At 72.1% G+C, this 23,821-nt stretch carries 33 protein-coding genes; 12 read left to right on the plus strand and 21 right to left on the minus strand.

Annotated elements, in window-relative coordinates:
* Window positions 1–33: 33 nt before the first annotated feature.
* The 5 genes from trpA to ACZ7PG_RS10785 form a co-directional block, all read right to left on the minus strand.
* Window positions 34–825 carry a tryptophan synthase subunit alpha gene (trpA, locus tag ACZ7PG_RS10765; protein ID WP_470238834.1) on the minus strand — a complete coding sequence of 264 codons (792 nt, stop codon included), beginning with the start codon at window positions 823–825 and terminating at the stop codon, window positions 34–36.
* Entirely contained in the window at window positions 822–2,075 is a 1,254-nt protein-coding gene (gene trpB, locus ACZ7PG_RS10770) for a tryptophan synthase subunit beta (RefSeq protein ID WP_470239037.1), read from the minus strand. Before trpB ends, trpA begins: the two co-directional genes overlap by 4 nt.
* Window positions 2,054–2,863 (minus strand): indole-3-glycerol phosphate synthase TrpC, encoded by an 810-nt coding sequence (gene trpC / locus ACZ7PG_RS10775; protein WP_470238835.1) that lies wholly within the window; start codon window positions 2,861–2,863, stop codon window positions 2,054–2,056. The genes trpB and trpC overlap by 22 nt, the downstream gene beginning before the upstream one ends.
* 124 nt (window positions 2,864–2,987) lie before the next feature.
* The gene (locus ACZ7PG_RS10780) at window positions 2,988–3,515 is read right to left on the minus strand and encodes a Trp biosynthesis-associated membrane protein (RefSeq protein WP_470239038.1); all 528 of its coding nucleotides are present in this window, start codon (window positions 3,513–3,515) and stop codon (window positions 2,988–2,990) included.
* Window positions 3,516–3,567: 52 nt separating this feature from the next.
* Window positions 3,568–5,124: an anthranilate synthase component I gene (locus tag ACZ7PG_RS10785; RefSeq protein ID WP_470238836.1), complete on the minus strand. Its 1,557-nt coding sequence runs from the start codon at window positions 5,122–5,124 to the stop codon at window positions 3,568–3,570.
* Window positions 5,125–5,177: 53 nt separating this feature from the next.
* On the opposite strand from ACZ7PG_RS10785, the gene ACZ7PG_RS10790 reads away from it, so the two are divergent.
* The gene (locus ACZ7PG_RS10790) at window positions 5,178–5,825 is read left to right on the plus strand and encodes a TetR/AcrR family transcriptional regulator (RefSeq protein WP_470238837.1); all 648 of its coding nucleotides are present in this window, start codon (window positions 5,178–5,180) and stop codon (window positions 5,823–5,825) included.
* Between the two features lie 13 nt (window positions 5,826–5,838).
* Here the strand turns inward: ACZ7PG_RS10790 and ACZ7PG_RS10795 are convergent, their stop codons facing one another.
* From ACZ7PG_RS10795 to hisF, 6 genes are all read right to left on the minus strand, one after another.
* Window positions 5,839–6,030: a hypothetical protein gene (locus ACZ7PG_RS10795; protein ID WP_470238838.1), complete on the minus strand. Its 192-nt coding sequence runs from the start codon at window positions 6,028–6,030 to the stop codon at window positions 5,839–5,841.
* A gap of 275 nt (window positions 6,031–6,305) precedes the next feature.
* Window positions 6,306–6,833 (minus strand): hypothetical protein, encoded by a 528-nt coding sequence (locus tag ACZ7PG_RS10800; protein ID WP_470238839.1) that lies wholly within the window; start codon window positions 6,831–6,833, stop codon window positions 6,306–6,308.
* A 20-nt stretch (window positions 6,834–6,853) separates the two neighbouring features.
* Window positions 6,854–7,216 (minus strand): DUF1304 domain-containing protein, encoded by a 363-nt coding sequence (locus ACZ7PG_RS10805; RefSeq protein WP_364628204.1) that lies wholly within the window; start codon window positions 7,214–7,216, stop codon window positions 6,854–6,856.
* Window positions 7,213–7,575, minus strand: coding sequence for a phosphoribosyl-AMP cyclohydrolase (hisI, locus tag ACZ7PG_RS10810; protein WP_470238840.1), 363 nt, complete (start codon window positions 7,573–7,575; stop codon window positions 7,213–7,215). The genes ACZ7PG_RS10805 and hisI overlap by 4 nt, the downstream gene beginning before the upstream one ends.
* Window positions 7,572–7,949, minus strand: coding sequence for a hypothetical protein (locus ACZ7PG_RS10815; protein WP_470238841.1), 378 nt, complete (start codon window positions 7,947–7,949; stop codon window positions 7,572–7,574). Before ACZ7PG_RS10815 ends, hisI begins: the two co-directional genes overlap by 4 nt.
* On the minus strand, window positions 7,946–8,719 hold the full coding sequence (gene hisF, locus ACZ7PG_RS10820) for an imidazole glycerol phosphate synthase subunit HisF (RefSeq protein ID WP_086674706.1): 774 nt from the start codon (window positions 8,717–8,719) through the stop codon (window positions 7,946–7,948). The genes ACZ7PG_RS10815 and hisF overlap by 4 nt, the downstream gene beginning before the upstream one ends.
* A gap of 38 nt (window positions 8,720–8,757) precedes the next feature.
* Between hisF and ACZ7PG_RS10825 the strand changes: the two genes are divergently transcribed.
* Together ACZ7PG_RS10825 and ACZ7PG_RS10830 are read left to right on the plus strand one after the other, a co-directional pair.
* The gene (locus tag ACZ7PG_RS10825) at window positions 8,758–9,354 is read left to right on the plus strand and encodes a TetR/AcrR family transcriptional regulator (RefSeq protein WP_470238842.1); all 597 of its coding nucleotides are present in this window, start codon (window positions 8,758–8,760) and stop codon (window positions 9,352–9,354) included.
* Between the two features lie 89 nt (window positions 9,355–9,443).
* Complete coding sequence (locus ACZ7PG_RS10830; RefSeq protein WP_470239039.1) at window positions 9,444–10,574, plus strand: phytase; 1,131 nt, start codon at window positions 9,444–9,446, stop codon at window positions 10,572–10,574.
* Here ACZ7PG_RS10830 and ACZ7PG_RS10835 read toward each other — a convergent pair.
* Both ACZ7PG_RS10835 and ACZ7PG_RS10840 read right to left on the minus strand, forming a co-directional pair.
* Window positions 10,561–11,391 carry an NAD(P)H-binding protein gene (locus ACZ7PG_RS10835; protein WP_470238843.1) on the minus strand — a complete coding sequence of 277 codons (831 nt, stop codon included), beginning with the start codon at window positions 11,389–11,391 and terminating at the stop codon, window positions 10,561–10,563. The two genes, ACZ7PG_RS10830 and ACZ7PG_RS10835, sit on opposite strands and share 14 nt — an antisense overlap.
* Window positions 11,388–11,954, minus strand: a complete 567-nt coding sequence (locus ACZ7PG_RS10840) for a TetR/AcrR family transcriptional regulator (protein WP_470238844.1) — start codon at window positions 11,952–11,954, stop codon at window positions 11,388–11,390. Before ACZ7PG_RS10840 ends, ACZ7PG_RS10835 begins: the two co-directional genes overlap by 4 nt.
* A gap of 121 nt (window positions 11,955–12,075) precedes the next feature.
* Between ACZ7PG_RS10840 and ACZ7PG_RS10845 the strand changes: the two genes are divergently transcribed.
* A complete protein-coding gene (locus ACZ7PG_RS10845; protein ID WP_470238845.1) occupies window positions 12,076–12,570 on the plus strand; it encodes an RNA polymerase sigma factor in 495 nt (164 codons plus the stop codon).
* A complete protein-coding gene (locus tag ACZ7PG_RS10850; RefSeq protein WP_470238846.1) occupies window positions 12,567–13,532 on the plus strand; it encodes a hypothetical protein in 966 nt (321 codons plus the stop codon). Before ACZ7PG_RS10845 ends, ACZ7PG_RS10850 begins: the two co-directional genes overlap by 4 nt.
* Here the strand turns inward: ACZ7PG_RS10850 and ACZ7PG_RS10855 are convergent.
* The gene (locus tag ACZ7PG_RS10855; protein ID WP_470238847.1) at window positions 13,522–14,469 is read right to left on the minus strand and encodes a hypothetical protein; all 948 of its coding nucleotides are present in this window, start codon (window positions 14,467–14,469) and stop codon (window positions 13,522–13,524) included. The two genes, ACZ7PG_RS10850 and ACZ7PG_RS10855, sit on opposite strands and share 11 nt — an antisense overlap.
* 171 nt (window positions 14,470–14,640) lie before the next feature.
* On the opposite strand from ACZ7PG_RS10855, the gene ACZ7PG_RS10860 reads away from it, so the two are divergent.
* The 3 genes from ACZ7PG_RS10860 to ACZ7PG_RS10870 are packed head-to-tail and all read left to right on the plus strand — an operon-like array spanning window position 14,641 to window position 16,485.
* Entirely contained in the window at window positions 14,641–15,354 is a 714-nt protein-coding gene (locus ACZ7PG_RS10860; RefSeq protein ID WP_470238848.1) for an ABC transporter ATP-binding protein, read from the plus strand.
* Window positions 15,351–16,085: an ABC transporter permease gene (locus ACZ7PG_RS10865; protein WP_470238849.1), complete on the plus strand. Its 735-nt coding sequence runs from the start codon at window positions 15,351–15,353 to the stop codon at window positions 16,083–16,085. Before ACZ7PG_RS10860 ends, ACZ7PG_RS10865 begins: the two co-directional genes overlap by 4 nt.
* Before the next feature lie 13 nt (window positions 16,086–16,098).
* Entirely contained in the window at window positions 16,099–16,485 is a 387-nt protein-coding gene (locus tag ACZ7PG_RS10870) for a PPOX class F420-dependent oxidoreductase (protein WP_470238850.1), read from the plus strand.
* Here ACZ7PG_RS10870 and ACZ7PG_RS10875 read toward each other — a convergent pair.
* From ACZ7PG_RS10875 to ACZ7PG_RS10885, 3 genes are read right to left on the minus strand one after another with little or no spacing between them, the layout of a single operon-like run.
* On the minus strand, window positions 16,469–16,945 hold the full coding sequence (locus ACZ7PG_RS10875) for a GNAT family N-acetyltransferase (protein WP_470238851.1): 477 nt from the start codon (window positions 16,943–16,945) through the stop codon (window positions 16,469–16,471). The two genes, ACZ7PG_RS10870 and ACZ7PG_RS10875, sit on opposite strands and share 17 nt — an antisense overlap.
* Before the next feature lie 32 nt (window positions 16,946–16,977).
* The gene (locus tag ACZ7PG_RS10880; RefSeq protein WP_470238852.1) at window positions 16,978–17,325 is read right to left on the minus strand and encodes a DUF1330 domain-containing protein; all 348 of its coding nucleotides are present in this window, start codon (window positions 17,323–17,325) and stop codon (window positions 16,978–16,980) included.
* 58 nt (window positions 17,326–17,383) lie between these two features.
* Window positions 17,384–18,208: a helix-turn-helix transcriptional regulator gene (locus ACZ7PG_RS10885; protein ID WP_470238853.1), complete on the minus strand. Its 825-nt coding sequence runs from the start codon at window positions 18,206–18,208 to the stop codon at window positions 17,384–17,386.
* A gap of 50 nt (window positions 18,209–18,258) precedes the next feature.
* Here ACZ7PG_RS10885 and ACZ7PG_RS10890 point away from each other — a divergent pair, with 50 nt between their 5' ends.
* Window positions 18,259–18,801, plus strand: coding sequence for a YceI family protein (locus ACZ7PG_RS10890; RefSeq protein ID WP_470238854.1), 543 nt, complete (start codon window positions 18,259–18,261; stop codon window positions 18,799–18,801).
* On the opposite strand, the gene priA is transcribed toward ACZ7PG_RS10890, so the two are convergent.
* Genes priA through ACZ7PG_RS10905 form a run of 3 tightly spaced genes read right to left on the minus strand, consistent with a single transcriptional unit; the run spans window position 18,798 to window position 21,078 of the window.
* Window positions 18,798–19,535, minus strand: a complete 738-nt coding sequence (gene priA, locus ACZ7PG_RS10895; protein ID WP_470238855.1) for a bifunctional 1-(5-phosphoribosyl)-5-((5-phosphoribosylamino)methylideneamino)imidazole-4-carboxamide isomerase/phosphoribosylanthranilate isomerase PriA — start codon at window positions 19,533–19,535, stop codon at window positions 18,798–18,800. The genes ACZ7PG_RS10890 and priA overlap by 4 nt on opposite strands.
* 36 nt (window positions 19,536–19,571) lie before the next feature.
* Window positions 19,572–20,192 (minus strand): imidazole glycerol phosphate synthase subunit HisH, encoded by a 621-nt coding sequence (gene hisH / locus ACZ7PG_RS10900; RefSeq protein WP_470239040.1) that lies wholly within the window; start codon window positions 20,190–20,192, stop codon window positions 19,572–19,574.
* Window positions 20,193–20,223: 31 nt separating this feature from the next.
* Window positions 20,224–21,078, minus strand: a complete 855-nt coding sequence (locus ACZ7PG_RS10905; protein ID WP_470238856.1) for a hypothetical protein — start codon at window positions 21,076–21,078, stop codon at window positions 20,224–20,226.
* A gap of 171 nt (window positions 21,079–21,249) precedes the next feature.
* On the opposite strand from ACZ7PG_RS10905, the gene ACZ7PG_RS10910 reads away from it, so the two are divergent.
* The 3 genes from ACZ7PG_RS10910 to ACZ7PG_RS10920 are packed head-to-tail and all read left to right on the plus strand — an operon-like array spanning window position 21,250 to window position 23,214.
* Window positions 21,250–21,426 (plus strand): hypothetical protein, encoded by a 177-nt coding sequence (locus ACZ7PG_RS10910; protein WP_470238857.1) that lies wholly within the window; start codon window positions 21,250–21,252, stop codon window positions 21,424–21,426.
* 48 nt (window positions 21,427–21,474) lie between these two features.
* Window positions 21,475–22,647 (plus strand): acyl-CoA dehydrogenase family protein, encoded by a 1,173-nt coding sequence (locus ACZ7PG_RS10915; protein WP_470238858.1) that lies wholly within the window; start codon window positions 21,475–21,477, stop codon window positions 22,645–22,647.
* Window positions 22,648–22,683: 36 nt separating this feature from the next.
* Window positions 22,684–23,214 carry an NIPSNAP family protein gene (locus tag ACZ7PG_RS10920; protein ID WP_470238859.1) on the plus strand — a complete coding sequence of 177 codons (531 nt, stop codon included), beginning with the start codon at window positions 22,684–22,686 and terminating at the stop codon, window positions 23,212–23,214.
* Here the strand turns inward: ACZ7PG_RS10920 and ACZ7PG_RS10925 are convergent.
* Window positions 23,200–23,799, minus strand: a complete 600-nt coding sequence (locus ACZ7PG_RS10925) for an NUDIX hydrolase (RefSeq protein WP_470238860.1) — start codon at window positions 23,797–23,799, stop codon at window positions 23,200–23,202. The two genes, ACZ7PG_RS10920 and ACZ7PG_RS10925, sit on opposite strands and share 15 nt — an antisense overlap.
* Window positions 23,800–23,821: the final 22 nt, after the last annotated feature.

Genomic DNA, 23,821 nt, shown 5'->3' on the forward strand with positions numbered 1-23,821 from the left:
CGACCCAGAGTGGCACCTGGAGTGCACTCCAGGTCAAGCGGTCGCGACCGCCCGGCGTACGCCCTCGGCCAGCTCGGCGGACAGCGCCCGGACGCCGGACGGGCCCTCGGCCGCCGCCGTGACCAGGGCCGACCCCACGATCACCGCGTCCGCGAACGACGCCACCTGGGCCGCCTGCTCGCCGGACCGCACGCCCAGACCCACGCCGATCGGCAGGGACGTGTGCGCCCGGGTGCGGCGGACCAGCGTCTCCGCGCCCGCGCCCACCTGGTCGCGCGCGCCGGTCACGCCCATCACCGCCGTCGCGTACACGAAGCCCGACGACGCCGAAACCGTGCGCGCGAGCCGCTCCTCCGACGACGACGGCGCCACCAGGAACGTCCGGTCCAGTCCGTGCTCGGCCGAAGCCGTCATCCACGCCGCGGCCTCGTCCGGGATCAGGTCCGGCGTGATCAGGCCGAGCCCGCCGGCCGAAGCGAGGTCGCGCGCGAAGCGGTCCACGCCGTAGCGGTTCACCGGGTTCCAGTACGTCATCACGACCGCGTTGCCGCCGCGGGCCGACACCGACTCGACCACCTCGAACAGGTGCTTGAGGCGAAAACCGTTGTCCAGCGCGGTCACGGACGCCGCCTGGATCGTCGGGCCGTCCATCACCGGGTCCGAATACGGCACGCCGACCTCGATGAGGTCCGCGCCGCCGTCGACGCACGCCGCGATCAGGTCCTTCGACCCCTCGACCGTCGGGAAGCCCGCCGGGAGGTAGCCGATCAGCGCGCCACGCCCTTCGGCGCGCGTCGTCGCGAAGAGGTCGTCGAGCTTGCTCATCCGTTCACCAGCCCGAACCACTTCGCCGCCGTGTCCATGTCCTTGTCGCCGCGGCCCGAGAGGTTCACGACGATCAGGCCGTCGGGACCCAGCTCGCGGCCGAGCACCAGCGCGCCGGCCAGCGCGTGCGCCGACTCGATCGCCGGGATGATGCCCTCGGTGCGCGACAGCAGCTTGAACGCGTCCATCGCCTCGGCGTCGGTGACCGGCCGGTACTCGGCGCGGCCGGTGTCCTTCAGCCACGCGTGCTCCGGGCCGACGCCCGGGTAGTCCAGCCCGGCCGAGATCGAGTGCGACTCGACCGTCTGGCCGTCTTCGTCCTGCAGCAGGTACGTCATCGCGCCGTGCAGGTTGCCCGGAGAGCCCTTCGTGAGCGTCGCCCCGTGGCGGTTGCCCTCGATGCCCTCGCCACCCGGCTCCAGGCCGACCAGCCGCACCGACGGGTCGTCGTAGAAGCCGGAGAAGATGCCGATCGCGTTCGACCCGCCGCCGACGCACGCCGCGACGACGTCGGGCAGGCGGCCGGCCTGCTCGAGGATCTGCTCGCGGGCCTCGGCACCGATGACGTGGTGGAAGTTGCGGACCATCGTCGGGAACGGCGCCGGACCGGCCGCCGTGCCGAACAGGTAGTGCGTGGTGTCGGCGTTGGTGACCCAGTCGCGCAGCGCCTCGTTGATCGCGTCCTTGAGCGTCCGCGAACCGGTCTTGACCGGGATGACCTCGGCGCCGAGCAGCTTCATGCGGGCGACGTTCAGCGCCTGGCGCTCGGTGTCGACCTCGCCCATGTAGACGACGCAGTCGAGGTCGAGCAGCGCGCACGCGGTCGCCGTCGCGACGCCGTGCTGGCCCGCGCCGGTCTCGGCGATGACGCGCTTCTTGCCCATCCGCTTGGTGAGCAGCGCCTGGCCCAGCACGTTGTTGATCTTGTGCGAGCCGGTGTGGTTCAGGTCTTCGCGCTTGAGGAAGACGCGCGCGCCGCCGGCGTGCTCGCCGAAGCGCTTGGCCTCGGTGAGCAGCGACGGGCGGCCCGCGTAGTCCTTCAGCAGGCGGTTGAACTCGTTCAGGAACTCCGGGTCGTGCCGGGCCTTCTCGTACTCGGCGGCGACCTCGTCGACGACGCCGATCAGCGCCTCCGGCATGAACCGGCCGCCGTACGGGCCGTAGTAGCCACGGTCGTCGGGGTCGTGCGTGCCGAACTCATGAGGCCGTTCAACACCGTGCTCCGTGGTCACCGGGAGGGCCTCGGGCAGGCGGGGTGGGAACCGGCGGTGACCAGCTTGACCAGGGAGCCCTTCGGGTCGCCGGACGCGACGAGCCCCTCGCCGACCAGCACCGCGTCGGCGCCGTGGCCGGCGTAGGACATCAGGTCGCCCGGCCCGCGGACGCCCGACTCGGCGACCTTGTAGACGTCCATCGGCAGGCCGGGGGCCAGCCGCGAGAAGACGTCGCGGTCCACCTCGAGGGTGTGCAGGTTGCGCGCGTTGACGCCGATGACCTTGGCGCCCGCCTCGAGGGCCTTGTCGGCCTCCTCGGCGTTGTGGATCTCCACCAGCGCGGTCATGCCCAGCGACTCGACGCGGTCGAGCAGCGCGGCGAGGGCGTTCTTCTCCAGCGCGGCGACGATCAGCAGCACCATGTCGGCGCCGTGCAGGCGGGCCTCGTGCACCTGGTAGGGGCTGACGATGAAGTCCTTGCGCAGGATCGGGATGTCGACCGCCGCGCGCACCGCGTCCAGGTCGGCCAGCGAACCGCCGAAGCGGCGCTGCTCGGTGAGCACGCTGATCACGCGCGCGCCGCCGTCTTCGTAGTCCTTCGCCAGCGCGGCGGGGTCGGGGATGTCGGCCAGCTCGCCCTTGGAGGGGCTGCGGCGCTTCACCTCGGCGATCACGCCGATGCCGGACTCGCGCAGCGCGGACATCACGTCGCGGGGCGCCGGGGCGGCCGCCGCGCGGATCTTCAGCTCGTCGAACGGCAGCACGGACTCGCGTGCCGCGAGGTCCTCGCGCACGCCGGCGACGATGTCTTCGAGCACGCTCACCGGGCGCCCCCGCCCGGGTATGCGCTCACGGATTCCTTCGCAAGGTCGCTCACAAAAACCTTCCCCTTCCCGCCGAAACGATGCTAACCCCCGCATCTGGAGCGCCCGGTTCCGGGTGCGCGCGTTACTCCGAATGCCTCCCCCGGACCTCCGTCGGATCCTCTCCTTCCGACAGTGCTTCCCACAGCTCGGCGTCCGGATCACGCGCCTTCTTGCGCGTGGCCGGAGCCGCGTACCGGGCCCCGAGCCGCGCGGCGCGGCCGGCACCCTTGACGGCTGCCAACCCGCCGGCCGCGACGAGAATTCCCCCGAGCACGGCCAGGCCGCGCCCGAGCAGCATCTGCGTCACGGGCAGCCCGTCGGCCCAGCCGGAGAACTTCACCCCGGACACGCCGGACCACACCGCGGCGACGCCGGCCAGCGCGAGGACGACGCCCAGCACGCGCCGCGCCCAGCCGCCGGTCGCGATCACCCCGGCCACCCCGGCCAGCGCGAGCAGGGCCAGCGGCACGAGCGCCGTCGCGCGCTGCTCGCCGGTCTCGCGGTAGAGGACCGTGCCGCGCACGCCGCCGTCGCGGAACTCGGCGAACCACGTCAGCCGTGACGCTCCCCACAGCGCGAGCGCGCCGAGCAGGAGCGCGACCACGATCATCCACAGTGGACGCCGCGCCGGCTTGGCGGCCTCCGGTGCCTCGGCCGGTGCCTCAGACATGCGCGCTGTCCGCGGCGGGGTCGAGGACGCCCGCGGCGACCATCGTCTGCGCGGCGGCCACGGCCGACAGCACGGTCCGGGCCTTGTTCAGCGACTCGGTGTCCTCGTAGTCCGGCACCGAGTCGGCGACGACGCCGCCGCCGGCCTGGACGTGCGCGATCCCGTCCTTGACCAGCGCCGTGCGGATCGCGATCGCGGTGTCGGCGTCGCCGGCGAAGTCGAGGTAGCCGACGACCCCGCCGTACAGCGCGCGGCGGACCGGCTCCAGCTCCTCGATCAGCTCCATCGCGCGGACCTTCGGCGCGCCGGACAGCGTCCCGGCCGGGAAGCACGCCGTGACCGCGTCGAACGCCGTCTTGCCCTCGGCCAGCTCGCCGGTGACCGTCGACACGATGTGCATGACGTGGCTGTAGCGCTCGATCTGGAAGAAGTCGACGACGCGCACGGTGCCCGGCTTGCAGACCTTGCCGAGGTCGTTGCGGCCGAGATCGACGAGCATCAGGTGCTCGGAGCGCTCCTTCTCGTCGGCGAGGAGGTCCTTGGCCAGCTGGGCGTCCTCCTCCGGGTCGGCGCCGCGCCAGCGCGTGCCCGCGATCGGGTGCGTGGTCGCGCGGCCGTCCCGCACGGTGACGAGCGACTCGGGGCTGGAGCCGACGATGTCGAAGCCCTCCAGCCGCAGCAGGTACATGTACGGGCTCGGGTTGGACGTCCGCAGCACGCGGTAGATGTCGAGCGCGTCGGCGGCGGTGGGGATCTCGAACCGTTGCGACGGCACGATCTGGAACGCTTCGCCGGCCTTGATCGCCTCGACGGCCTTTTCGACCGCCGCGTGGAAGTCCGCCTTGGAGCGCTTGCGCGTGAACTCGGGCTCGGGCCGGTCGAACGCGGCGACCGTGGCCGGCGCGGGCACCTGCAGCTGCTCGGTCATCGCGCTCAGCCGGGCGACGGCGTCGTCGTAGGCCGCGTCCACGCGCTCGGGCGAGTCGTCCCAGTTGACGGCGTTCGCGATCAGCGTGACCGTGCCCTCGTGGTGGTCGAACGCCGCGAGGTCGGTGGCCAGGAGCATCGTCAGCTCGGGGATGTCGAGGTCGCGTTCGGCCAGCTCGGGCAGCTTTTCCAGCCAGCGAACGGAGTCGTAGCCGATGTAGCCGACCATGCCGCCGGTCAGCGGCGGCAATCCGGGCAGCGGCTCGGTGTGCAACGCTTCGATCGTTTCGCGCAGCACGGTGAGCGGGTTGCCGACCGAGGGCAGGCCGACCGGCGGGGTGCCGGTCCAGACCGCTTCGCCGTCGCGGACGGTGAGCGCGGCCGGGCTGCGGACGCCGATGAACGACCAGCGCGTCCAGGAGGCGCCGTTCTCCGCGGACTCGAACAGGAACGTGCCCGGCCGGTCGGCGGCGAGCTTGCGGTAGACCCCGATCGGCGTCTCGCCGTCGGCGAGGACCCGGCGCACGACCGGGATGACGCGGCGGCTCTCGGCGAGGGCGCGGAAGTCCTCACGGGACGGGCTGACCGAGCCGGGACCGGACCCGGCGAATGCGCTGACCATGACCCTCATTGTGCTGCACCCCCGGGAAGGGGTTTTCCCAGACCCTGAATTCAATGTTTGTTGAATTCAGCGGGGACGTGCGTCATGATGGAGACGTGAGCACCACCGAGCCTACTTCGCGACGCCGCGGACGGCGCCCCGCCGGCCAGGACACCCGCACCGCACTGATCGAAGCCGCGCGGGCCGTGTTCGCGGAGAACGGCTACGACGGGGCCACCGTGCGCGCGATCGCCACCCGCGCGGGCGTCGACGCGGCCATGGTCAACCACTGGTTCGGCGGCAAGGAGGGCCTGTTCGCGCGGGCGGTGCTCGAGCTGCCGTTCGACCCGATGGAACTGCTCAAGGTCCTGCGCGACGGCCCGGACGAAGAGCTCGGCGAACGGATCGTCCGCACGTTCATCACCCGCTGGGACGGCGCGGGCGGCGGGGTGTTCGTGGCGCTGATCCGCAGCGTCACCGGCCACGAGCAGGCCGGGCACGTGCTGCGCGACTTCTTCCAGAAGTTCTTCACCGCGCTGATCTCCTCGATCGGCTCGGACGACGTCTCGCTGCGCATGACGCTCTGCGCGTCCCAGATGGTCGGCATGGGCATGATCCGGTACGTGGCGAAGTTCGAGCCGTTCGCCACCGAGGAGGTCGAGGTCCTGGTGCGGGCGGTGGCGCCGAACCTGCAGCGCTACCTCACCGGCGAGATCGGCTGACCCGCTCCCGGAATCAGTACGCGGGCACGGCGTACGGGCCGGGCCGCCCCCAGCCGCCGATCCACGCCCGCCGGTTCTCCCAGCCGGTCAGCGCGCCGGGGCCGTGCGTCGACAGCGCGCAGCGCAGCACGATCCCGCTGCCGTCACGGAAGCGGACCCGGACCTCCGGGCGGACGGCCCGGCGCCCGAGGTCGCCGACGCTCACCTCCGCGACCCGCCACCCGGTGCGGGCGGCCGCGCGGGCCCGCCGCCGCCACGAACGCGAACGGCAGCCAGGCCCCGTGGTCCGGCACGAGAGTGAGCAGCCGGTGGTCGACGGCCCGCAGGCGGGACACGCCGAACGCGGCGAGCGCCAGGGACCCGGTCAGGATGGCGGCTTCGCCGGGGGAGCTCGCCGTCTTCGAAGACTTAGGTCGGGGCGAGCAGCGAGTAGGTCGTGCCCGCGCCGAAGAAGTCGCCAGGCGTGCGTACGGGAGTGCGTCAAGATCGCGGCCGCCAGCGGGCGGCCTCGGCGCGCGCCCCGAACAGCACCGGGCCGTCGCGCAGGGGCGGGTTCGGGAGCACGAGCACCGACATCGCGGGTCCGTCCCCGGCGACGATCGCCGGCACACCGGGCACCAGGGCCCGCGCGGCCATCCCGGCCTGCCACGAGCGGAGGTCGAGCCGGCTGCCGTCCGCGAAGCGCACGGCGACGGGGGCCGAAGTGGCCTTCGGGCGCACATCGCCGACGGTGACGGCCGCGCTCCGCCAGCCCGTCCGGCGGGCCGCCTGCGCGCGCCTTTCCGCGACGAAGCCGCAGTAGCCCCCGTACGCCGCGATCACCGGGCCGAGCACCATGAGCGGCACCCGGCCGCTGAACAGGCACGCGACCGCGACCAGGATCTCCAGGACCATGAACGCCGCCAGCCGCCGGAACCGCCGCTCCAGCGCGGCCGTGCCCCGCGCGGACCACGCCGGCTCGCTCTTTTCCCGCGGTGGCAGGCAATCCGCGTACCGCTCTTCCCCCATTCGCCCAGCTTACGCCGGGGTCAGCGGGCGAGCAGCAGCGCGATCAGGGCCAGGGTGCCCGGCAGGACCTGGACGAACAGGATGCGCTTGTTCGCCGTCGCCGCGCCGTAGAGGCCCGCGATGATCACGCAGACGATGCCGTAGAGCTTGAGCTGGAAGCCCGTCGGGTCACTCGCGATGAGGCCCCACACCAGCGCGAGCGCCAGGAAACCGTTGTACAGCCCCTGGTTCGCGGCCAGCGGCGCGCTCTCCTTCGCGAACTCCTCGGTGGTGCCGAAGGCCGCGCGGGCCCGGGGCGTCGTCCAGAGGAACATCTCCAGGACGACGATGTAGACGTGGATCAGGGCGACCAGCCCGACCAGGACGTCGGCGACGATTGTCACGCGTGCTCTTTCTCGTCGGCCAGGAGCAGGCGCTCCTCGGTGTCGAAACAGGTGTGCGTGCCGGTGTGACAGGCCGGGCCGGTCTGGTCGACGCGCAGCAGGACAGTATCGCCGTCGCAGTCGATCCGCACCTCGCGGACGTGCTGGTAGTGGCCGGACGTCTCGCCCTTGACCCACAGCTTCCGCCGGCTGCGCGACCAGTACGTGCCGCGGCGGGTCGCGAGGGTGGCGGCGAGCGCGTCGTCGTTCATCCAGGCCATCATCAGCACGTCCGAAGTGGCGTGCTCGACGACGACCGCCGCGATCAGGCCGTCGGCGTTGCGCTTGAGGCGCGCCGAGACGGCCGTTTCCAGGGTCATGCGCGTACTCCCAGGATGTGCCGCTTCAGCGGCATCGAGTTGAACAGGACGAACGCGTAGCCGTAGCCGAGGAAGGACAGGCCGGAGAACAGCTTGTTCCACCACAGCGCGGCGCCGAGCAGCAGGAACGCGTGCAGCAGCGCGAACACGACGGTGATGACGAGCCCGCCGATCCGGGCGCTGCCCAGCTTGAGCACGAGCCCGGTCGTCACGACGCCGCCGAGGACCAGCGCGAGCGCGGGGATCCGGAAGATCTCCGGGCCCGAGCCGGCGCCGAGCACCGGGACGAGGTCGAGCAGCGCCCAGGCGACCGGCAGCCCGACCAGCAGGGCGGCGGTGACCTTGACCTCGACGGGTGCCTGCCAGGACTTCATCGGACCTCGACCCCGCCTTCGCGCAGCGCGTCCTTGACGTCGCCGATCTTGAGCTGTCCGAAGTGGAACACGCTGGCCGCGAGCACCGCGTCCGCGCCCGTTCGCACCGCCGGCAGGAAGTGCTCGACCGCGCCCGCTCCCCCGCTGGCGATCACCGGGACCCGGACGGCCTTGCGGACGAGCTCGATGAGCTCGAGGTCGAAGCCGTTCTTGGTGCCGTCGGCGTCCATGGAGTTCAGCAGGATCTCGCCGACGCCGAGCTCCTCGCCGCGGGCGGCCCACTCGACGGCGTCGATGCCGGTGCCGCGGCGGCCGCCGTGGGTGGTGACCTCGAACCCGGACGCGGTCGGCTCGCCGCCCTCGGGCACGCGGCGCGCGTCGACCGACAGGACGATGCACTGGGCGCCGAACCGCCGGGACGCCTCGTGGAGGAACTCCGGCCGGGCGATCGCGGCGGTGTTGATGCTGACCTTGTCCGCGCCGGTGCGCAGCAGCCGGTTGACGTCGTCGTTGCTGCGGACGCCACCCCCGACGGTGAGCGGGATGAAGACCTGCTCGGCGGTGCGGCGGACCACGTCGTAGGTGGTCTCGCGGTCGCCGGAGGACGCCGTGACGTCGAGGAACGTCAGTTCGTCGGCCCCCTCGGCGTCGTAGCGCCGGGCCAGCTCGACGGGGTCGCCGGCGTCGCGGAGGCCGGCGAAGTTGACGCCCTTGACGACCCGGCCCGCGTCGACGTCGAGACAGGGGATCACCCGCACCGCGACAGACATGGTCACCAGCGTAGTCAAGACCGTTCTAAGCTCGGGCAATGGCACGGGCGGGGCGGCGGCCGGGACAGACCGAGACGCGCGAGAAGATCCTCGACGCGGCGCGGCACCGGTTCGCCGAGCTGGGGTACGACGGCGCGACGGTCCGCGGGATCGCCGCCGACGCGGGCGTGAACGCGGCCCTGCTCCACCACTTCTTCGGCAGCAAGCAGCAGCTTTTCGCGGCGGCGATGAACCTGCCGGTGAACCCGGCCGAGCTGGTCCCGGTGATCCTCGCGGGTCCGCGCGCTTCGCTGGGTGAACGGCTGGTGCGCGCGTTCCTGGCGGTGTGGGCGTCGCCGGAGGGGCGGACGCCGTTCATCGCGATGCTGCGCGCGGCGGCGACGAACGAGCAGGTGGCGCTGATGATGCGCCAGTTCATCGAGCGCACGGTGCTGGCCGAGGTCGCGCGGGCGCTGGACGTGCCGAAGATCCGGGTGACCGGGATCGCGTCGCAGATGATGGGGGTGGCGCTGCTGCGGTACGTGATCAAGCTCCCCCCGCTGGCCGAGGCGGACGACGAGGAGATCGTGGCCCTGCTGGCCCCGGTGGCGCAGTACTACCTCGAAGGCCGCGAAACCGTCGGTGGCCCACCGTAGGCTCGAATTCGGGGGCTGCTCATCACGGCGCGTTCACGTCGCGGCCATCCGATTCGTCTAGTTTGCCGCCCGTGCGCAGACTTCTTCCGGTGGCCGTGGCCGCCGTCTCCCTGCTGATCGCCGTTCCCGCCTCCGCCGCGCCTCGCGACCCTTCGCCGGTGGTCCAGACACAGGCGTTCGCCGAGCCCGCCGACGCCGACGACCCCGCCATCTGGGTCCACCCGCACGACCCGTCGCGCAGCATCGTGCTCGGGACGCTGAAGGAGGGCGGGCTGGCGGCGTTCGACCTGGACGCGCGGACCCTGCAGCGGGTCCCCGCCGGGCCGGGCGGGCGGTTCAACAACGTCGACGTCGTCGGCGACCTGGCGGTGGTCAGCGACCGCGGTCAGGACCGCGTCCGGGTGTACAAGATCGACCCGGACGGCCCGCAGGTGCTGCGTGACGTCACCGACCCGGCCGCCACCCGGGTGTTCCCGGAGTCCGAAGTGGACGAACAGCGCACCGCGTACGGCCTCGCGGCGGGCCGCGACCCGGTCACCGGCCTCCGCTGGGTGGCGGTGACCCGCCGCCACGAGACTCGGGTGGCGCTGCTGCGGCTGGTCGACAAACCGGGCGGCGTCGGGACGGCTCCGCTCGCGACGATCGACCTGCCGTCGTCCTTCCGGCTGCCCAACGGTGCTTCCTGGTCGCCGTGCGAGGAGCCCGGTGAGGGCCCGCAGCTGGAGGGCTCGGTGCTCGACGGCCGGGTGCTCTACACCGCGCAAGAAGACGTCGGGATCTGGCGGATCCCGCTGAGCCCGGCCGGTTTCGGGCGGCCGGAGCTGGTCGACCGCGTGCGCTCGTACGGCGTCCCGCAGCGCTGGGACGACGTCGCCGAGGAGTGCGTGCCGGACGGCGCCGACCCGGGCTTCGGCGGCAAATGGCTCACCGCCGACGCCGAGGGCCTGGCGGTGGCGCACGGCACGCTGTTTGCCTCCAGCCAGGGCGACTCGCGGTTCGTCGTGTACGGCCCCCGGACGCGTGACCTGCGGATCGTCGCGGGCCGCGGCACGGACTCGGTGGAACACTCCGACGGCTCGGCGATCAGCACGGCGTACCTGGGCCGGAAGTTCCCGCACGGCCTGCTGGTGGTCCACGACGGCGAGCGCCGCCCGGCGATCGGCGACCTCGCGACCACGGGCTTCGCCTTCCTGCGGCTCGAGGACGTCATCCCCCGCTGACCTGACCGGAGACCGGCCGCGGCTCCCGGCCGAGCAGCTCGGCCAGCACCGGGCCGGTCTCCGCGAAGTGGCCCTCGCGCGCGGCTTCGAAGAACCCCAGCAGCATCCGGGCGACGGGCTCCGCGGTGCCGGCCGCGACCTGGCCGGCGACCCAGTGCTCGTCGTCGACGACGACCCGTTCGACCCCGGCGAACCCGGCCAGGTCGCCGAAGGTGACGGCCTGACGGGCGGTCAGCGTGACCGGCCCGTCGAAGGAACGCCCGCCGGCGAGGACGACCGACGCCGCCTCGGCCGCGTCGGCGCGGTCGGTCCAGGAGACGGGACCGTCCGCGGGCGCGGCGATCTTCCCGGTCTCCCGCCACGGGCCGAGCAGCCACCGGAGGCTGTGGGCGTAGAAGCCGTTGCGCAGCGACGTCCACGCGACGCCCGAGCCGGCCAGGATCTCTTCGGTGGCGCGGTGGTCGCGGGCCGGGCCGAACGGGCTGTCGCCCCGCACGTTCTGGTGACTGGTGTAGAGGATCCGCCGGGCGCCCGCGGCGACGGCGGCCTCGATCGCGGTGCGGTGCAGCGCGACCGCGTCGGCGCTCGGATCGTTCGAAGAGACCAGCAGCACCTGGTCGGCGCCTTCGAACGAGTCGCGCAAAGCGGCCGGGTCGTCGTAGTCGCCGCGCCGGACCCGCACCCCCCGCTCGGCGAAGTGCCGAGCCTTGGCGACGTCGCGCACGCTGACGCCGAGCTCCCCGGGCGGCACGCGCCCGAGGAGGTGCTCGACCGTGGCCCCGTTGAGGGCGCCGGTCGCGCCGGTGACGACGATCATGGCCGGGAGTCCTTTCGCAGCAGGGGAAGCAGCACGTCGTCGACGAGGTGCTCGAGGAACGGCCGGTCGCACGGCTCCCCCGTGACGACCAGCCGGTGCACGACGACCGCCGGGGCGATCTCGGCGAACAACGCCGCTCCGCGCGGGTCGAGGTGGCCGTCGGCGAGCGGCCGGGCGGTCATCGCGGCCTGGTCGCGACGCAGGATCCGCCGCATCGCCGCGGCGAGCGCGGGGTCGCCGCGCATGCCGGCGAACAGGGCGCCGAGCAGCCCGACCTCCTGGTCGGCGATCTCGCGCGCCAGCCACCCGACGGTCTCCAGCAGGGCGCCGCGCAGGTCGTCGGCCACGACGGCCGGCGGGGTCGCCCCCGCCCGGCGTTCGACGGCCGCGGCGACCAGTTCGGCCTTGTCGGCGTAGCGGCGGTAGATCGTCGCCTTGCCCACCCCGGCCGCGGCGGCGACCGCGTCGATCGACAACCGGTCGTACCCGGAGCGGGTCAGCAGCCGCAGCGTCGCGTCGAAGATGACGACGTCCCGCCCGGCGTCCCGCGGTCTGCCCGGCATCCACCCTCCAATACGAAACGGGACCGTTCCGTATCGAATGTACCCGGGGATGGGAAAATCGGCGAACGCGTGCATCACCCCGGCCCACTCGCGCGTCCAAGGGGTGACGGAAGGGGCGCGGGTGCGCTTTGAAGAGTTCGTGGCGGAGCGGCTGGACGGGCTGCTGCGCTACGCCACCGTCCTGACGAACGACCCGCACCTGGCGCAGGACGTCGTCCAGGACGTGCTGCTGCGCGCCCAGCAGCGCTGGGACGGCATCGACGCCCCGCCGACCTACGTGCGGCGGATGATCACCAACGAGTACCTCTCGTGGCGCCGGCGGGCGGTGCGGCGGATGGTGCCGAGCAGCCACGACGTCCTCGACGCGCTCGGGCCGCCGGAAGCCGACCCGTCGGCCGCCTTCGACGAGCGCGACGCCATGCTCGGCCTCCTGGAGACGCTGCCCCGCAAGCAGCGCGCGGCCGTCGTCCTGCGCTACTACGAGGGCTACTCCGACGACGAAATCGCCGCCGTCCTGCGCTGCGGCACCTCCACCGTGCGCAGCCAGATCTCCCGCGCCCTCGCGACCCTCCGCCGGGCCCCGCACCCCACGACCCTCACCGGAGCCCCCGAATGACCCGCAGCGAGCACGACACCGAGACGCTGATCCGGGACAGCCTCGACCGGCTCGCCGCCCGCGCCCCGGACGGCCGGGCGGTCCGCGAAGCACTGGCCCGGCGCAAGCCCCGGCCGGGGGCGCGGCTCGCGCTGGTGGCCGCCGCCGTGGTCGTGCTGGTCGCCGGGGTCTTCGTGGGCACGCGGGCGATCACCACCCCGGACCTCGACCCGGCCGCGAGCCGCCCGGTGCTCGGCTACAGCCCGGGCTGGCTGCCGGACGGCTTCACCGAGCAGTACCGCGAAGGCGGCCCCGGCACCACGCCTCAGGTCCGGCGGTGGTTCGCCGGCCACGCGGAGGTCACGCTGTCGGTCTACTCGACCGCCGACCCCGAGTGGTCGCAGACCGAGCTGCGGATCGCGTCGATCCGCGACCAGGTCCTGGTGCGCGGCCGCGTCGCCATGATCACCGGCGACACCGGGACGGCTGCGCTGCTCACCTGGCTCGCCGACGACGACCACGTCCTGACCGCGCGGGTCGACGGGGTGCCGGACGCCCGCGTGGTGGCCCTGTGGATCGCGGAGGGGGTCACCGCCGCGCCGGTCGGTGTCCGCGGCGAACTGCGCTTCGGCGCACTTCCGGCGGGGCTGGCCGAACGGTCGGCCGCCGTCAAGGGCACCGGCCCGGCCGACGCGAGCACCGAGCTGACCGCGGCCGATCCCGCGCGGCCGTCGGTGCCCGCGGTCCGCGTCACGGCGAGCGCGGGCTCCCCCGGCGTGAACGGTGCCGCGCCCGTCATCGTGCGCGGCGACCGCGGCTTCTTCGTGGCGGGGCAGGAAGCGTTCGTCGCGGTCAAGCTCCCGTCGGGGCGCTGGCTGACGGTGGCGGGCCCGCGACCGGAGGCCGAGCTGGTCGCCGTAGCGAACGGCGTCCAGCTCGACCCGGCACCCGACTACCGGTGGCTCGGCCGGGCTACCAGCTGACCGTGGGGAACCAGATGATCCCGAGCCGGCCGAGCACGCGAACGTCCCAGTAGAGCAGCGTGAACGTGCCGCCGACGAGCAGCGCCGCGCCGGTCACGGTCGCGATCCGGGCGGGCTTCGCGGCGAGCCAGCGCTGCACGCGACCGCCGGTGGCGTGGGTCAGGATCAGGAACAGCACGCCCATGATCACGATGTTGCCGAGTGACTGCAGGGCGAACGCGGCGGCGCCGTAGAAGACGTTGTGCTGCTCGGCGGCGCTGCGGAACATGATCCGGAACAGCGGGTAGGGCCGGCCGATGAGGAACCCGCCGATGAGCGCGCCCATCAGGACGAGCGGCGCGGCGGGGTGCCGGGCGACGAAGCCCTTGGCCGGGTTCGGGATGATGCCGAGCGCGATCAGGCCCATCACCAGGAAGACCAGGCCGACGACGCCGAACGCGACCATCGACTGGATGCTGCGCGGGCTGAGCCCGGACGTCGGCGCGGTGGAGAACTGCGGCATCCGCGTGCCGACGAGCGCGACGATCACGCCGTAGACGATCGACACGGTGAGCATGCCCGCGGCGATCCAGCCGAGCGGCTTGAGCGTGGTGGCGAAGCGCCGTTTCTCCCCGGCCTGGCCGCCGACCAGCGGGGCGACCGCGCCGAAGGCGGCGATGTTGCAGGCGGTGAAGGAGCCCGCGAGGCCGGAGACGAACGCGAAGAGCGTCCCGGCGAGGACTCCGCTGATCGGGGTGGCCTTCGCGTCGTAGCCGAGCAGGCCGTTCGCGACGCTGTCGCCGATGACGGAGTCGACGAACGGCGCCGACCACAGCGCCGTCAGCGCGAAGCCGGCGAGGACCGCGACGACGGCGATCGCGACCCGGCGCGTGGGATAGGGCCCCGCGCCGAAGAACTGTGCTTGCGGATGAACCGGTACCTGCTGAGTGACGGCCATCGACATTCCCTCCAGGTCAGGGGAAACCCCAAGACCACAAAGCGTTTCAGACAACAGTGTTGAAACGCTTCCGCCGGTCGTGTGGGTTCGGGAGGCGAACGGACTAGGCGTTTTTCACGCCGCCCGACGGCCTCTTGACTCCGGGAACTCATCGGGCGCAGAATTAAACGCATGACTAATTCTGCCCTCGAAGTCACCGGCCTCCGGGTCCGGCGCGGTGGCCGGCCGGTGGTGCGGGACGTGAGCTTCGCGGTGCCGCGCGGCGCCGTCACCGGGCTGCTCGGCCCGAGCGGCTGCGGCAAGACCACGTTGATGCGGGCGATCGTCGGCGTGCAGATCGTCGAAGGCGGCACCGTCACCGTCCTCGGCCTGCCCGCCGGCAGCCCGCCGCTGCGGCGCCGGATCGGCTACGCCACCCAGAATCCGGCCATCTACGCCGACTTGACCGTGCGGGAAGCCCTGCGCTACTTCGCCGCGGTGCTGCGCGCACCGGCGTCCGATGTGGACAGAGTGATCGCCGAGGTCGGCCTCGAAGACCACGCCGGCAAGCTCGTCGGGTCGCTGTCGGGCGGGCAGCACAACCGCGCGAACCTCGCCGTCGCGCTGCTCGGCAAGCCCGAGCTGCTGGTGCTCGACGAACCGACCGTCGGGCTCGACCCGCTGCTGCGCGACGAGCTCTGGGCGCTCTTCCGCCGGCTCGCCGACGGCGGCGCCACGCTGCTGGTGTCCAGCCACGTCATGGACGAAGCCGCGCGCTGCGACCGTCTTCTGCTCATGCGCGAAGGCACGCTCCTGGCCGACGACGCACCGCTCGCCCTGCGCGAGCGCACCGGCGCCGCCGACCTCGAAGGCGCCTTCCTGCACCTGGTGAGGGCCGCCTCGTGAACCCCGCGCTGACGCTCGCCACGACGCGGCGCATCCTCCTGCAGCTGCGGCACGACCCACGCACCGTCGTGATGCTGATCCTGGTGCCCACGCTCCTGATGGTGCTGCTGCGCTACGTCTTCAACTCGACGCTGGTGTTCAGCCACGTCGCGCCCGCGCTGCTCGGCGTGTTCCCGTTCCTGATCATGTTCCTCATCGCGTCGATCACGACGCTGCGGGAGCGGACCACGGCCACCCTCGAACGCCTGATGACGCTCCCCATCGGCCGGCTCGACCTGCTCTTCGGCTACGCGCTGGCGTTCGGCTCGATCGCCGTCGTCCAGGTGGCGCTCGCGGCGGGCGTTTCGCTGTGGTGGCTCGGCCTCGACCTCGCGGGGTCGGTCGTGATGCTGCTGGTGATCGCCGTCCTCGACGCGCTGCTCGGCATGGCGCTCGGGCTGTTCGTCAGCGCGTTCGCCCGCACCGAGTTCCAGGCCATCCAGTTCATGCCGGTGTTCGTGCTGCCGCAGATCCTGCTGTGCGGGCTGTTCGTGCCGCGCGACGACATGGGCTGGCTGCTGCGGTGGCTTTCGGACGTCATGCCGCTGTCGTACGCGGTCGAGGCGCTGACCCGCGTGACGGCGTCTTCGACGGTGGACGCGGTGATCCTGCGCAACCTCCTGGTCGTGGCGTGCTGCGCGCTGCTGGCGCTGGTGCTCGGCGCGGCGACGCTGCGCCGCCGGACGCCGTGACTACCGTGGTGCCATGGCATCCGAAACGGATCGGCTCGCGGCCGAGCGTTACGTCGTCCTGACCACGTTCCGCAAGGACGGGCGGGCGGTGCCGACCCCGATCTGGGTGGCCGGCGACGCCGGCGAGCTCGTGCTGTGGTCGGAGCGCAAGGCCGGGAAGGTCAAGCGCATCCGCAACAGCGGCCGGGTCGAGGTCCAGGCGTGCGACCTGCGCGGGCAGAAGACGCACGGCGCGGTCGCCTCCGGGCAGGCCCGGCTGCTGGACCTGCCGGAGCTCGAACGCGTCCGGAAGGCGATCGCGCGCAAGTACGGCATCGTCGGGTGGATCACGATGTTCTTCTCGAAGCTGCGCGGCCCGGCGGACCGGACGGTCGGGATCGCCGTCAAGCTGGACGGCTGAAGCTCCGGAAGCCGCGCCGCAGGTAGTTCGGCAGCGCGTTCGGGTGGTCGAGCGACGAGGTGTGCAGCCAGACGCGCCGGGTGCCGGGCAGCGTCCACGCGTCGGCCACGACGAGGGTGAGCGCGTAGCCGCCGAGCCCCTTGCCGACGAACTCCGGCAGCAGGCCGAAGGTGGTGAGCTCGACGTCGCCGCCGGGCCGCGGCTCGACGTCGGCGGCCCCCGCGACGTCACCGCGGTACTCGATGAGCCGGTACCGCCGGTCCGGTTCGGCGAGCCAGCTCGCCCAGTCTTCGTCGGTCCGGGACGCGCTCGGCCACCGGTACGGCGTCCCGATCCGGACGTGCAGGTCGCGGATGACCGGCCCCGCCGCGGTGGCTTCGAGCGCGACGCCGTCGACGACCGGCGCGGGGTTGAGCTGGTCGGCGGCGGTCATTTCGAGCTGGGTGACGATCTCCTCCACCCGCGGCAACCTACGGCCCCCGAGGGCCGCTGTCAGCCCCTTAACGGGGCCCGCATCGCCGCCGCCATCGCGGCCGAGTCGTGCTCCGGGCCGCAGCCTTCGACGAGCACCAGGTCACCGGGGATGTGGTCCGCGCGCAGCGGCAGGATCTCCCGGTAAGCGGGTGAGTCGTACCACTTGCGCGCCGCGGCCAGGCTCGGGAACTCGATGACGACGAGCGCGCCCGGCCACTCGCCTTCCATGACCTGCACCGGCGAGCCGTGGACGACGAACTTGCCGCCGTGGGGGTCGAGCGTCGCCTGGATCCGCTCCAGATACTGGAAGACGTCCTCGGGCAGCACAGCGGGCGGGCGCAGGTGGGCGAGTCCGTAGGCGGTCATGGCTTGGTCCTTTCGTTGTCCTGAAAGGAATCCTGACGCCTCGCGGGTACGACGTCGATTACGCCGGAGGTAACGCCAGTGCTGCGCGGGTCGCGTCGTCGGCCGGGACCAGCACCCGCAGCCGCAGCTCCGGGTGCCCCGCCGGGACGCTCTGCAGCTGGTGCACGAGCAGCGGCCCCAGCGAGGCGTGCCGGATCGTCTTGCGCGCCGGCTCGTACGCGCGGACGTCGTGCTCCGCCCACCACTCGCGGAACGTCGCGCTCTCCGCGGACAACGCCGTCACCAGTTCCACGAAGGACGGGTCCCCCGGCCGCCGCGCGTACTCCGCGCGGAAGTCCGCCAGGTTCGCGCGCGCCGTCTCCGCCCAGCCGGTCACCGAACCCCAGTCCGTCGCGAACAGCCACCGCAGCAGGTTCCCGGGCGGCGCCGCGACGAGGTCGTGGAGCACCAGCGCGGCCGCCGCGTTGTGCGCGAGGACGTCCATCCGCGGGCCCATCAGGTAGGCCGGGTGGGGCAGGAGCCCGTGGACGATCTCGACGAGCTCGTCGGGCGCGGACCGCGGGTAGTCCCCGGCGGGCCGGGAGACGCCGGCGAGGTGGAACAGGTGCGCGTGCTCGGCGGGCGTCAGCAGCAGGGCCCGCGCCAGCGCGTCCAGCACCTGCGACGACGGCGTGACGTCCCGGCCCTGCTCCAGCCACGTGTACCAGGAGACGCCGACCCCGGCGTGCTGCGCGACCTCCTCGCGCCGCAGCCCCGGCGTCCGGCGGCGGCGCCCGTCGTCGGCCAGGCCGACATCGGCCGGGAGGACCGCCGCGCGACGCGTCCTCAGGAAGTCCGCCAGCTCCTGTCGGCGGACGGCCGAAGGTGGTGGTGCCGCACCCACGATAAGCGCTCCTCTCCACCTTTCCACCGTCCTGCGGCAGCGTGGGGATCATGACACAGGCACTCGAAATCCCCGGCTACGTCGCCGGCACCTGGACCATCGACCCCGGGCACTCCGAGGTCTCCTTCACCGTCCGCCACCTCATGATGACCAAGGTCCGCGGCCGGTTCACCCGGTTCTCCGGGCAGCTGACGACGGCGTCGGAGCCGCTGGACTCGCAGGTGACCGCGGAGATCGACATGACATCGATCGACACGAACAACCCGCAGCGCGACAACGACCTGCGCACCCGCGACTTCTTCGAGACGGAGAAGTACCCGGTGATGACCTACCGCTCGAGGTCCCTCGAGCCCGGCTTCCTCCTGCTCGGCGACCTCACGTGCCACGGGGTGACCGCCGAGGTACCGCTGAGCCTGGAGCTCAACGGCTTCGGCAAGGGCCGCTTCGGCGACACGCGGGCGGCGTTCACGGCCACCGGCGAGCTGAGCCGCAAGGCCTTCGGCATCACCATCGACCTGCCGATGGAGGGCGGCGGAGTGGTGATCGGCGACAAGATCACCCTCGCGCTGGAGATCCAGGCGGTGCTGGACTAGACCTTCGCGACCGCGGCGAGGGCCTCGGGCAGCGTGAACGCCCCGGCGTAGAGCGCCTTGCCGACGATCGAGCCCTCGACGCCGTCGGCGGCCAGGCCGGCCAGCGCGACGAGGTCGTCCACACTGGACACCCCGCCGGAGGCGATCACGGGTGCGTCGGTGCGGGCGACGACGTCGCGCAGCAGCTCGAGGTTCGGGCCCTTCAGGGTGCCGTCCTTGCTCACGTCCGTCACGACGTAGCGGGACGCGCCGTCGCGGTCCAGGCGCTCCAGGACCTCCCAGAGGTCGCCGCCGTCGGACGTCCAGCCGCGGGCCGAGAGCCGGTGGCCGGCCTCGGTGATGCGGACGTCGAGGCCGATCGCGACGCGGTCGCCGTACTCGCCGATCACGCGTGCGGTCCACTCCGGGTCTTCGAGCGCGGCGGTGCCGAGGTTGACGCGGCGGGCGCCGGTGGCCAGCGCGGCCTTCAGCGACGCGTCGTCGCGGATGCCGCCGGACAGCTCCACCTGCACGTCGAGCCGGCCGACGACGTCGGCGAGCAGCTCGCGGTTGCTGCCCTTACCGAACGCGGCGTCGAGGTCGACCAGGTGGATCCACTCGGCGCCGTCGCGCTCCCAGGCGAGCGCCGCTTCGAGCGGGCTGCCATAGGAGGTCTCGGTGCCGGCCTCGCCCTGGACGAGTCGCACGGCCTGGCCATCGGCCACATCAACGGCGGGAAGCAGCGTGAAGGTCACGCCGGTAACTCTAAAGCGGAGACCCCCGTCACCCGGTCAGAGGGTCGCGAGCCAGTTGCGCAGGAGCTGCGCGCCGGCGTCGCCGGACTTCTCCGGGTGGAACTGGGTGGCCCAGAGCGGCCCGTTCTCGACCGCCGCGACGAAGTCCTCGCCGTGGTTGGCCCAGGTGACCTTCGGCGCCTGGCCGGGCAGGCCCGACTCCAGCTCCCACGTGCGCGCGGCGTAGGAGTGCACGAAGTAGAAGCGCTCGTCCGGGTCGACCCCGGCGAACAGCTGAGTGTCCGCGGGCGCGCGGACGGTGTTCCAGCCCATGTGCGGCAGGACGTCGGCGTTCAGTCGGTCGACGACGCCTGGCCACTCCCCCGTGCCTTCGGTCTCTTCGCCGTGCTCGACGCCGCGGGAGAAGAGGATCTGCATGCCGACGCAGATGCCGAGCACCGGGCGGCCGCCGGCGAGGCGCTTGCCGATGATCCGCTCGCCCTTGACCTCCAGCAGCCCCGCCATGCACGCCGAGTACGCGCCGACGCCGGGCACGACCAGGCCGTCGGCCTCGATCGCGGCATGCGGGTCGGCGGTGACCTCGACTTCGGCCCCGGCGCGCGCCACCGCGCGTTCGGCGGAGCGGAGGTTGCCGGAGCCGTAGTCGAGAATCACCACACGAGACACGCACCCAGCGTAGCCGTCGCCCTCAGCGACGTTCGAACGAATAGACGTCCGTCACGGTGTTGCACGGTGCCGGCGGCACGACCTCGACGCGCAGCACGCCGCCGTCGTAGTCGACGCCCTCCGGCGTGAAGGTGCCGGTGCACGTGCTGACCAGCGGAACCTGCTGGATTTCGCGCACCTTCGCGGTGACGTCGTGGCCGTTCAGGGCCCGCGGGAGGTCGATCTGCAGGAGCTGCAGGTTGGTCGGGAACAGGTCGTTGTTGGGGTCGCTCGTCGCGCAGATCAGGCGCGTCGGGCTGACGAAGTCGCAGCCCTGGGCGCTGCGGATGTGGTGGTCGAGGTGGATGCGGGCGGCGACGGGGAGGTCGCCGGCGAGCTTCGGGCCGCGGGGGTTGAGGAACGGCGTCGGCGAGACGTAGAGGCGGTCGATCTCGCCGAGCGGGCCGGAGACCAGCCACTGCCCGTCGGGGGTGGCCGCGACCTGGGCGTTGGCGTTCGGGGCGGGCTCGTCGGCCTGCAACGGGTGGACGAACTCCGTCGTCGTACCGTCGGGCTTGGTGACCAGGTACATCTTCTTCGTGGGCGTCGGGGTGACGGTGTCCTGGTAGACGTCGAAGACGTAGCCGCGCAGCGAGTCCGGGTCGCCGACGTGGCCCCAGCCCTCGTCCTTCAGCGGCTGCGGGATGGTGGCGCCGTTGCGGTAGACGGTCTCGGGGGCGTGGCCGGGCAGGCGCAGCGTGGTGAGGCCCTCGCCGCTGACCCGGTTCTCGGCGGTGGTGTGCCCGACCTGGCGCCAGGAGCTTTCGTGCGCCGTGGCGACGCCGGTGGCCGTGAGCAGGGTGGCGGTGGTGAGGGCGAGCAGACTGGCCGCGCGCATGTGCGCTCCTCGGGAGTAGAGGCCTTGGCGGCGGCGACGCGATTCTGCCACGGCGGGGTCATCGGCCGGAAGAATCTTGAAGAAGGACGTTTGAAGCTCCCGGCCACCGGGTATCAACTCAGCCGATCGTGTGCGCCGACCCCGGCACGACCGGACGCCGAGGAGGCGAAGATGGCCGAGGACGACCTGCTGTCCCAGATGCTGTGCGCCTGGCGTGACGACATCGAGAGCGTGCCGTTTCCGCAGTTCAGCGAGCTGCTGATCCCTCGCCAGCAGATCCGGCCGCGGTGTTCGCCGTCCGCGTCTGCCGTCCGCGTGACGAACGCCACGAGGAGTACAGACGTCTGACTGTGGTTTCCTGCGAGGGCCGCATCGACGCGTCCCCCGGGAGCCCTCATGAGTCGCACCCCTGATCCGCACGACTTCCTCGACCTCGACGCGGGGCTCGCCGAGGAGGAGCGCGGCATCCGCGACGCCGTCCGCGCGTACGCGAAGGACAACCTGCTGGACCACGTCGCCGACTGGTACGAATCGGGCGCGCTGCCGGCCGCCGAGCTGGCCAAGGGCTTCGGTTCGCTCGGGCTGCTGGGCATGCACCTGGAGGGCTACGGCTGCGCCGGCACCAGCGCGGTCGCGTACGGCATCGCGTGCCGTGAGCTGGAAGCCGTCGACTCGGGGCTGCGGAGTTTCGTGTCCGTGCAGGGTTCGCTGGCGATGTACGCGATCCACAAGTGGGGCAGCGAGGAGCAGCGTCAGGAGTGGCTGCCGCGGATGGCCACCGGCGACGCGCTGGGCTGCTTCGGCCTGACCGAGCCGGACGCGGGCAGCGACCCGGGCGCGATGCGGACGCGGGCGACGCGCGACGGGTCGGACTGGGTGCTGTCGGGCACGAAGATGTGGATCACCAACGGAACGGTCGCCGACGTCGCGGTGGTCTGGGCCCAGACCGACGACGGGATCCGCGGTTTCGTCGTCCCGACGTCGACGCCGGGGTTCACGGCCAACGAGGTCAAGCACAAGCTGTCCCTGCGGGCATCCCTGACGGCGGAGCTGGTCCTGGATGGCGTCCGGCTGCCTTCCACGGCAGCGTTTCCCGAGGTCCGCGGCTTGCGCGGACCGTTGTCATGCCTGAACGAAGCGCGCTACGGGATCTTGTTCGGCGTCGTCGGGGCGGCTCGCGCGTGCTACGAGACGGCGCTGGAGTACACACTGTCGCGGTCGCAGTTCGGCAAGCCGCTGGCGGGGTTCCAGCTGACGCAGCGCAAGCTGGCCGACCTGCTGGTCGAGGTCAACCGCGCGGGCCTGGTGGCGATGCAGATCGGGCGGCTGAAGGACGCGGGGTCGTTGCACCACAACCACGTGAGCTTCGGCAAGATGGCGAACGTCCGCTCGGCCCTGTCCGTGGCGCGCGAGGCCCGCTCGATGCTGGGCGCGAACGGGATTTCCCTGGAGTACCCGGTGATGCGCCACATGGCGAACCTGGAGACGGTCCTGACGTACGAGGGCACGGAGGAGATGCACGCGCTGTCGCTGGGCCAGGCGGTGACGGGGCTGGCGGCGTTCCGCTGATCCGTTTTTGTCGGTGGTGGCGGCTAGCTTCTTTTTGTGGACTTTTCTTCGCATGAGACGGTGCTGGAGCTGCGCCGCTACACGTTGCACCCGGGGCGTCGCGACGAGCTGATCGCGTTGTTCGAGCGCGAGTTCATCGCGCCTCAGGAGGCGGTCGGAGCGCATCTGTTCGGGTTGTTCCGGACTTCGGCCTCGCCTGACGAGTTCGTGTGGCTGCGGGGGTTCTCTTCGTTCGCTGCCCGCGCCGACGCGCTTTCCGCGTTCTACTCCGGTCCGGCGTGGAAGGCGCATCGGTCGGCGGCGAACGCGACGATGGTGGACTCGGACAACGTGTTGCTGCTGCGTCCGGTTGTTCGTGGGTTGGCTGCTCCGCCGCCGGGGTCCGGGGTCTACGTTTCCCTCGGGGCGTCGCCTTCGGCGTTTGCGGTGTTCGAGACTGAGCCTTCGCCGAACAACTTCCCGCAGCTGCCGGTGCGGACTGATGGGCCGTTCACGGTGTCCTTCAGCCGCGTCGCTTCGGCCGGGTCTGAGTCTTTGGAGCCGACTTCGCGGTCACTGCTCCGATAAGAGCAGTTCGGTGAGGCCGTTCGGGTAGAGGATCTTGCTGCCGCCGGTGAAGTCGTTCAGGTCGACCCACCGGGCGGTGGCGGGGTCGTCGAGGATCTTCATCTCGTCTTTGGTGTAGAAATCCGGGTCGACGAACTCGGCTTCGTGGATGAAGGCGATCTCGTGCCCCGGGCGGTTTCGCCAGGTGAAGACGTTCTCGAGGACACCGAGCCGTTTGCCGACCTTGACCTCGGCGTCAAGCTCTTCGCGAAACTCGCGCTTGAGGGCGTCCTTGCTGCTCTCGCCGAACTCGACCCCACCACCGAGGGGGCGGTAGTAGGTCTCGTCCTTGAAGTCGTCCCGCCCTTCGAAGACAAGGATTTCCGTACGCCGCCGAATCAGGCCGAGCGCGATCGGCCGAATGCTGAACCCCATGGCGGTCACGCTATCGGTCTGCCGGTCGCGGAGCACCACCCAGCCGAGCCACCCCACCCCGATGGCCAGAAGAGCACCGGCGGCGACCCACGCCCACTGCGCCCCGAAAGACCCGGCAACAGCGACCACCACGATGCCGACGACGGGCACCGCCCAGGGCGAGAAGCCCATCACCACCTCGTCCCGACTTGTC

Source organism: Amycolatopsis sp. NPDC114504 (assembly GCF_055633595.1).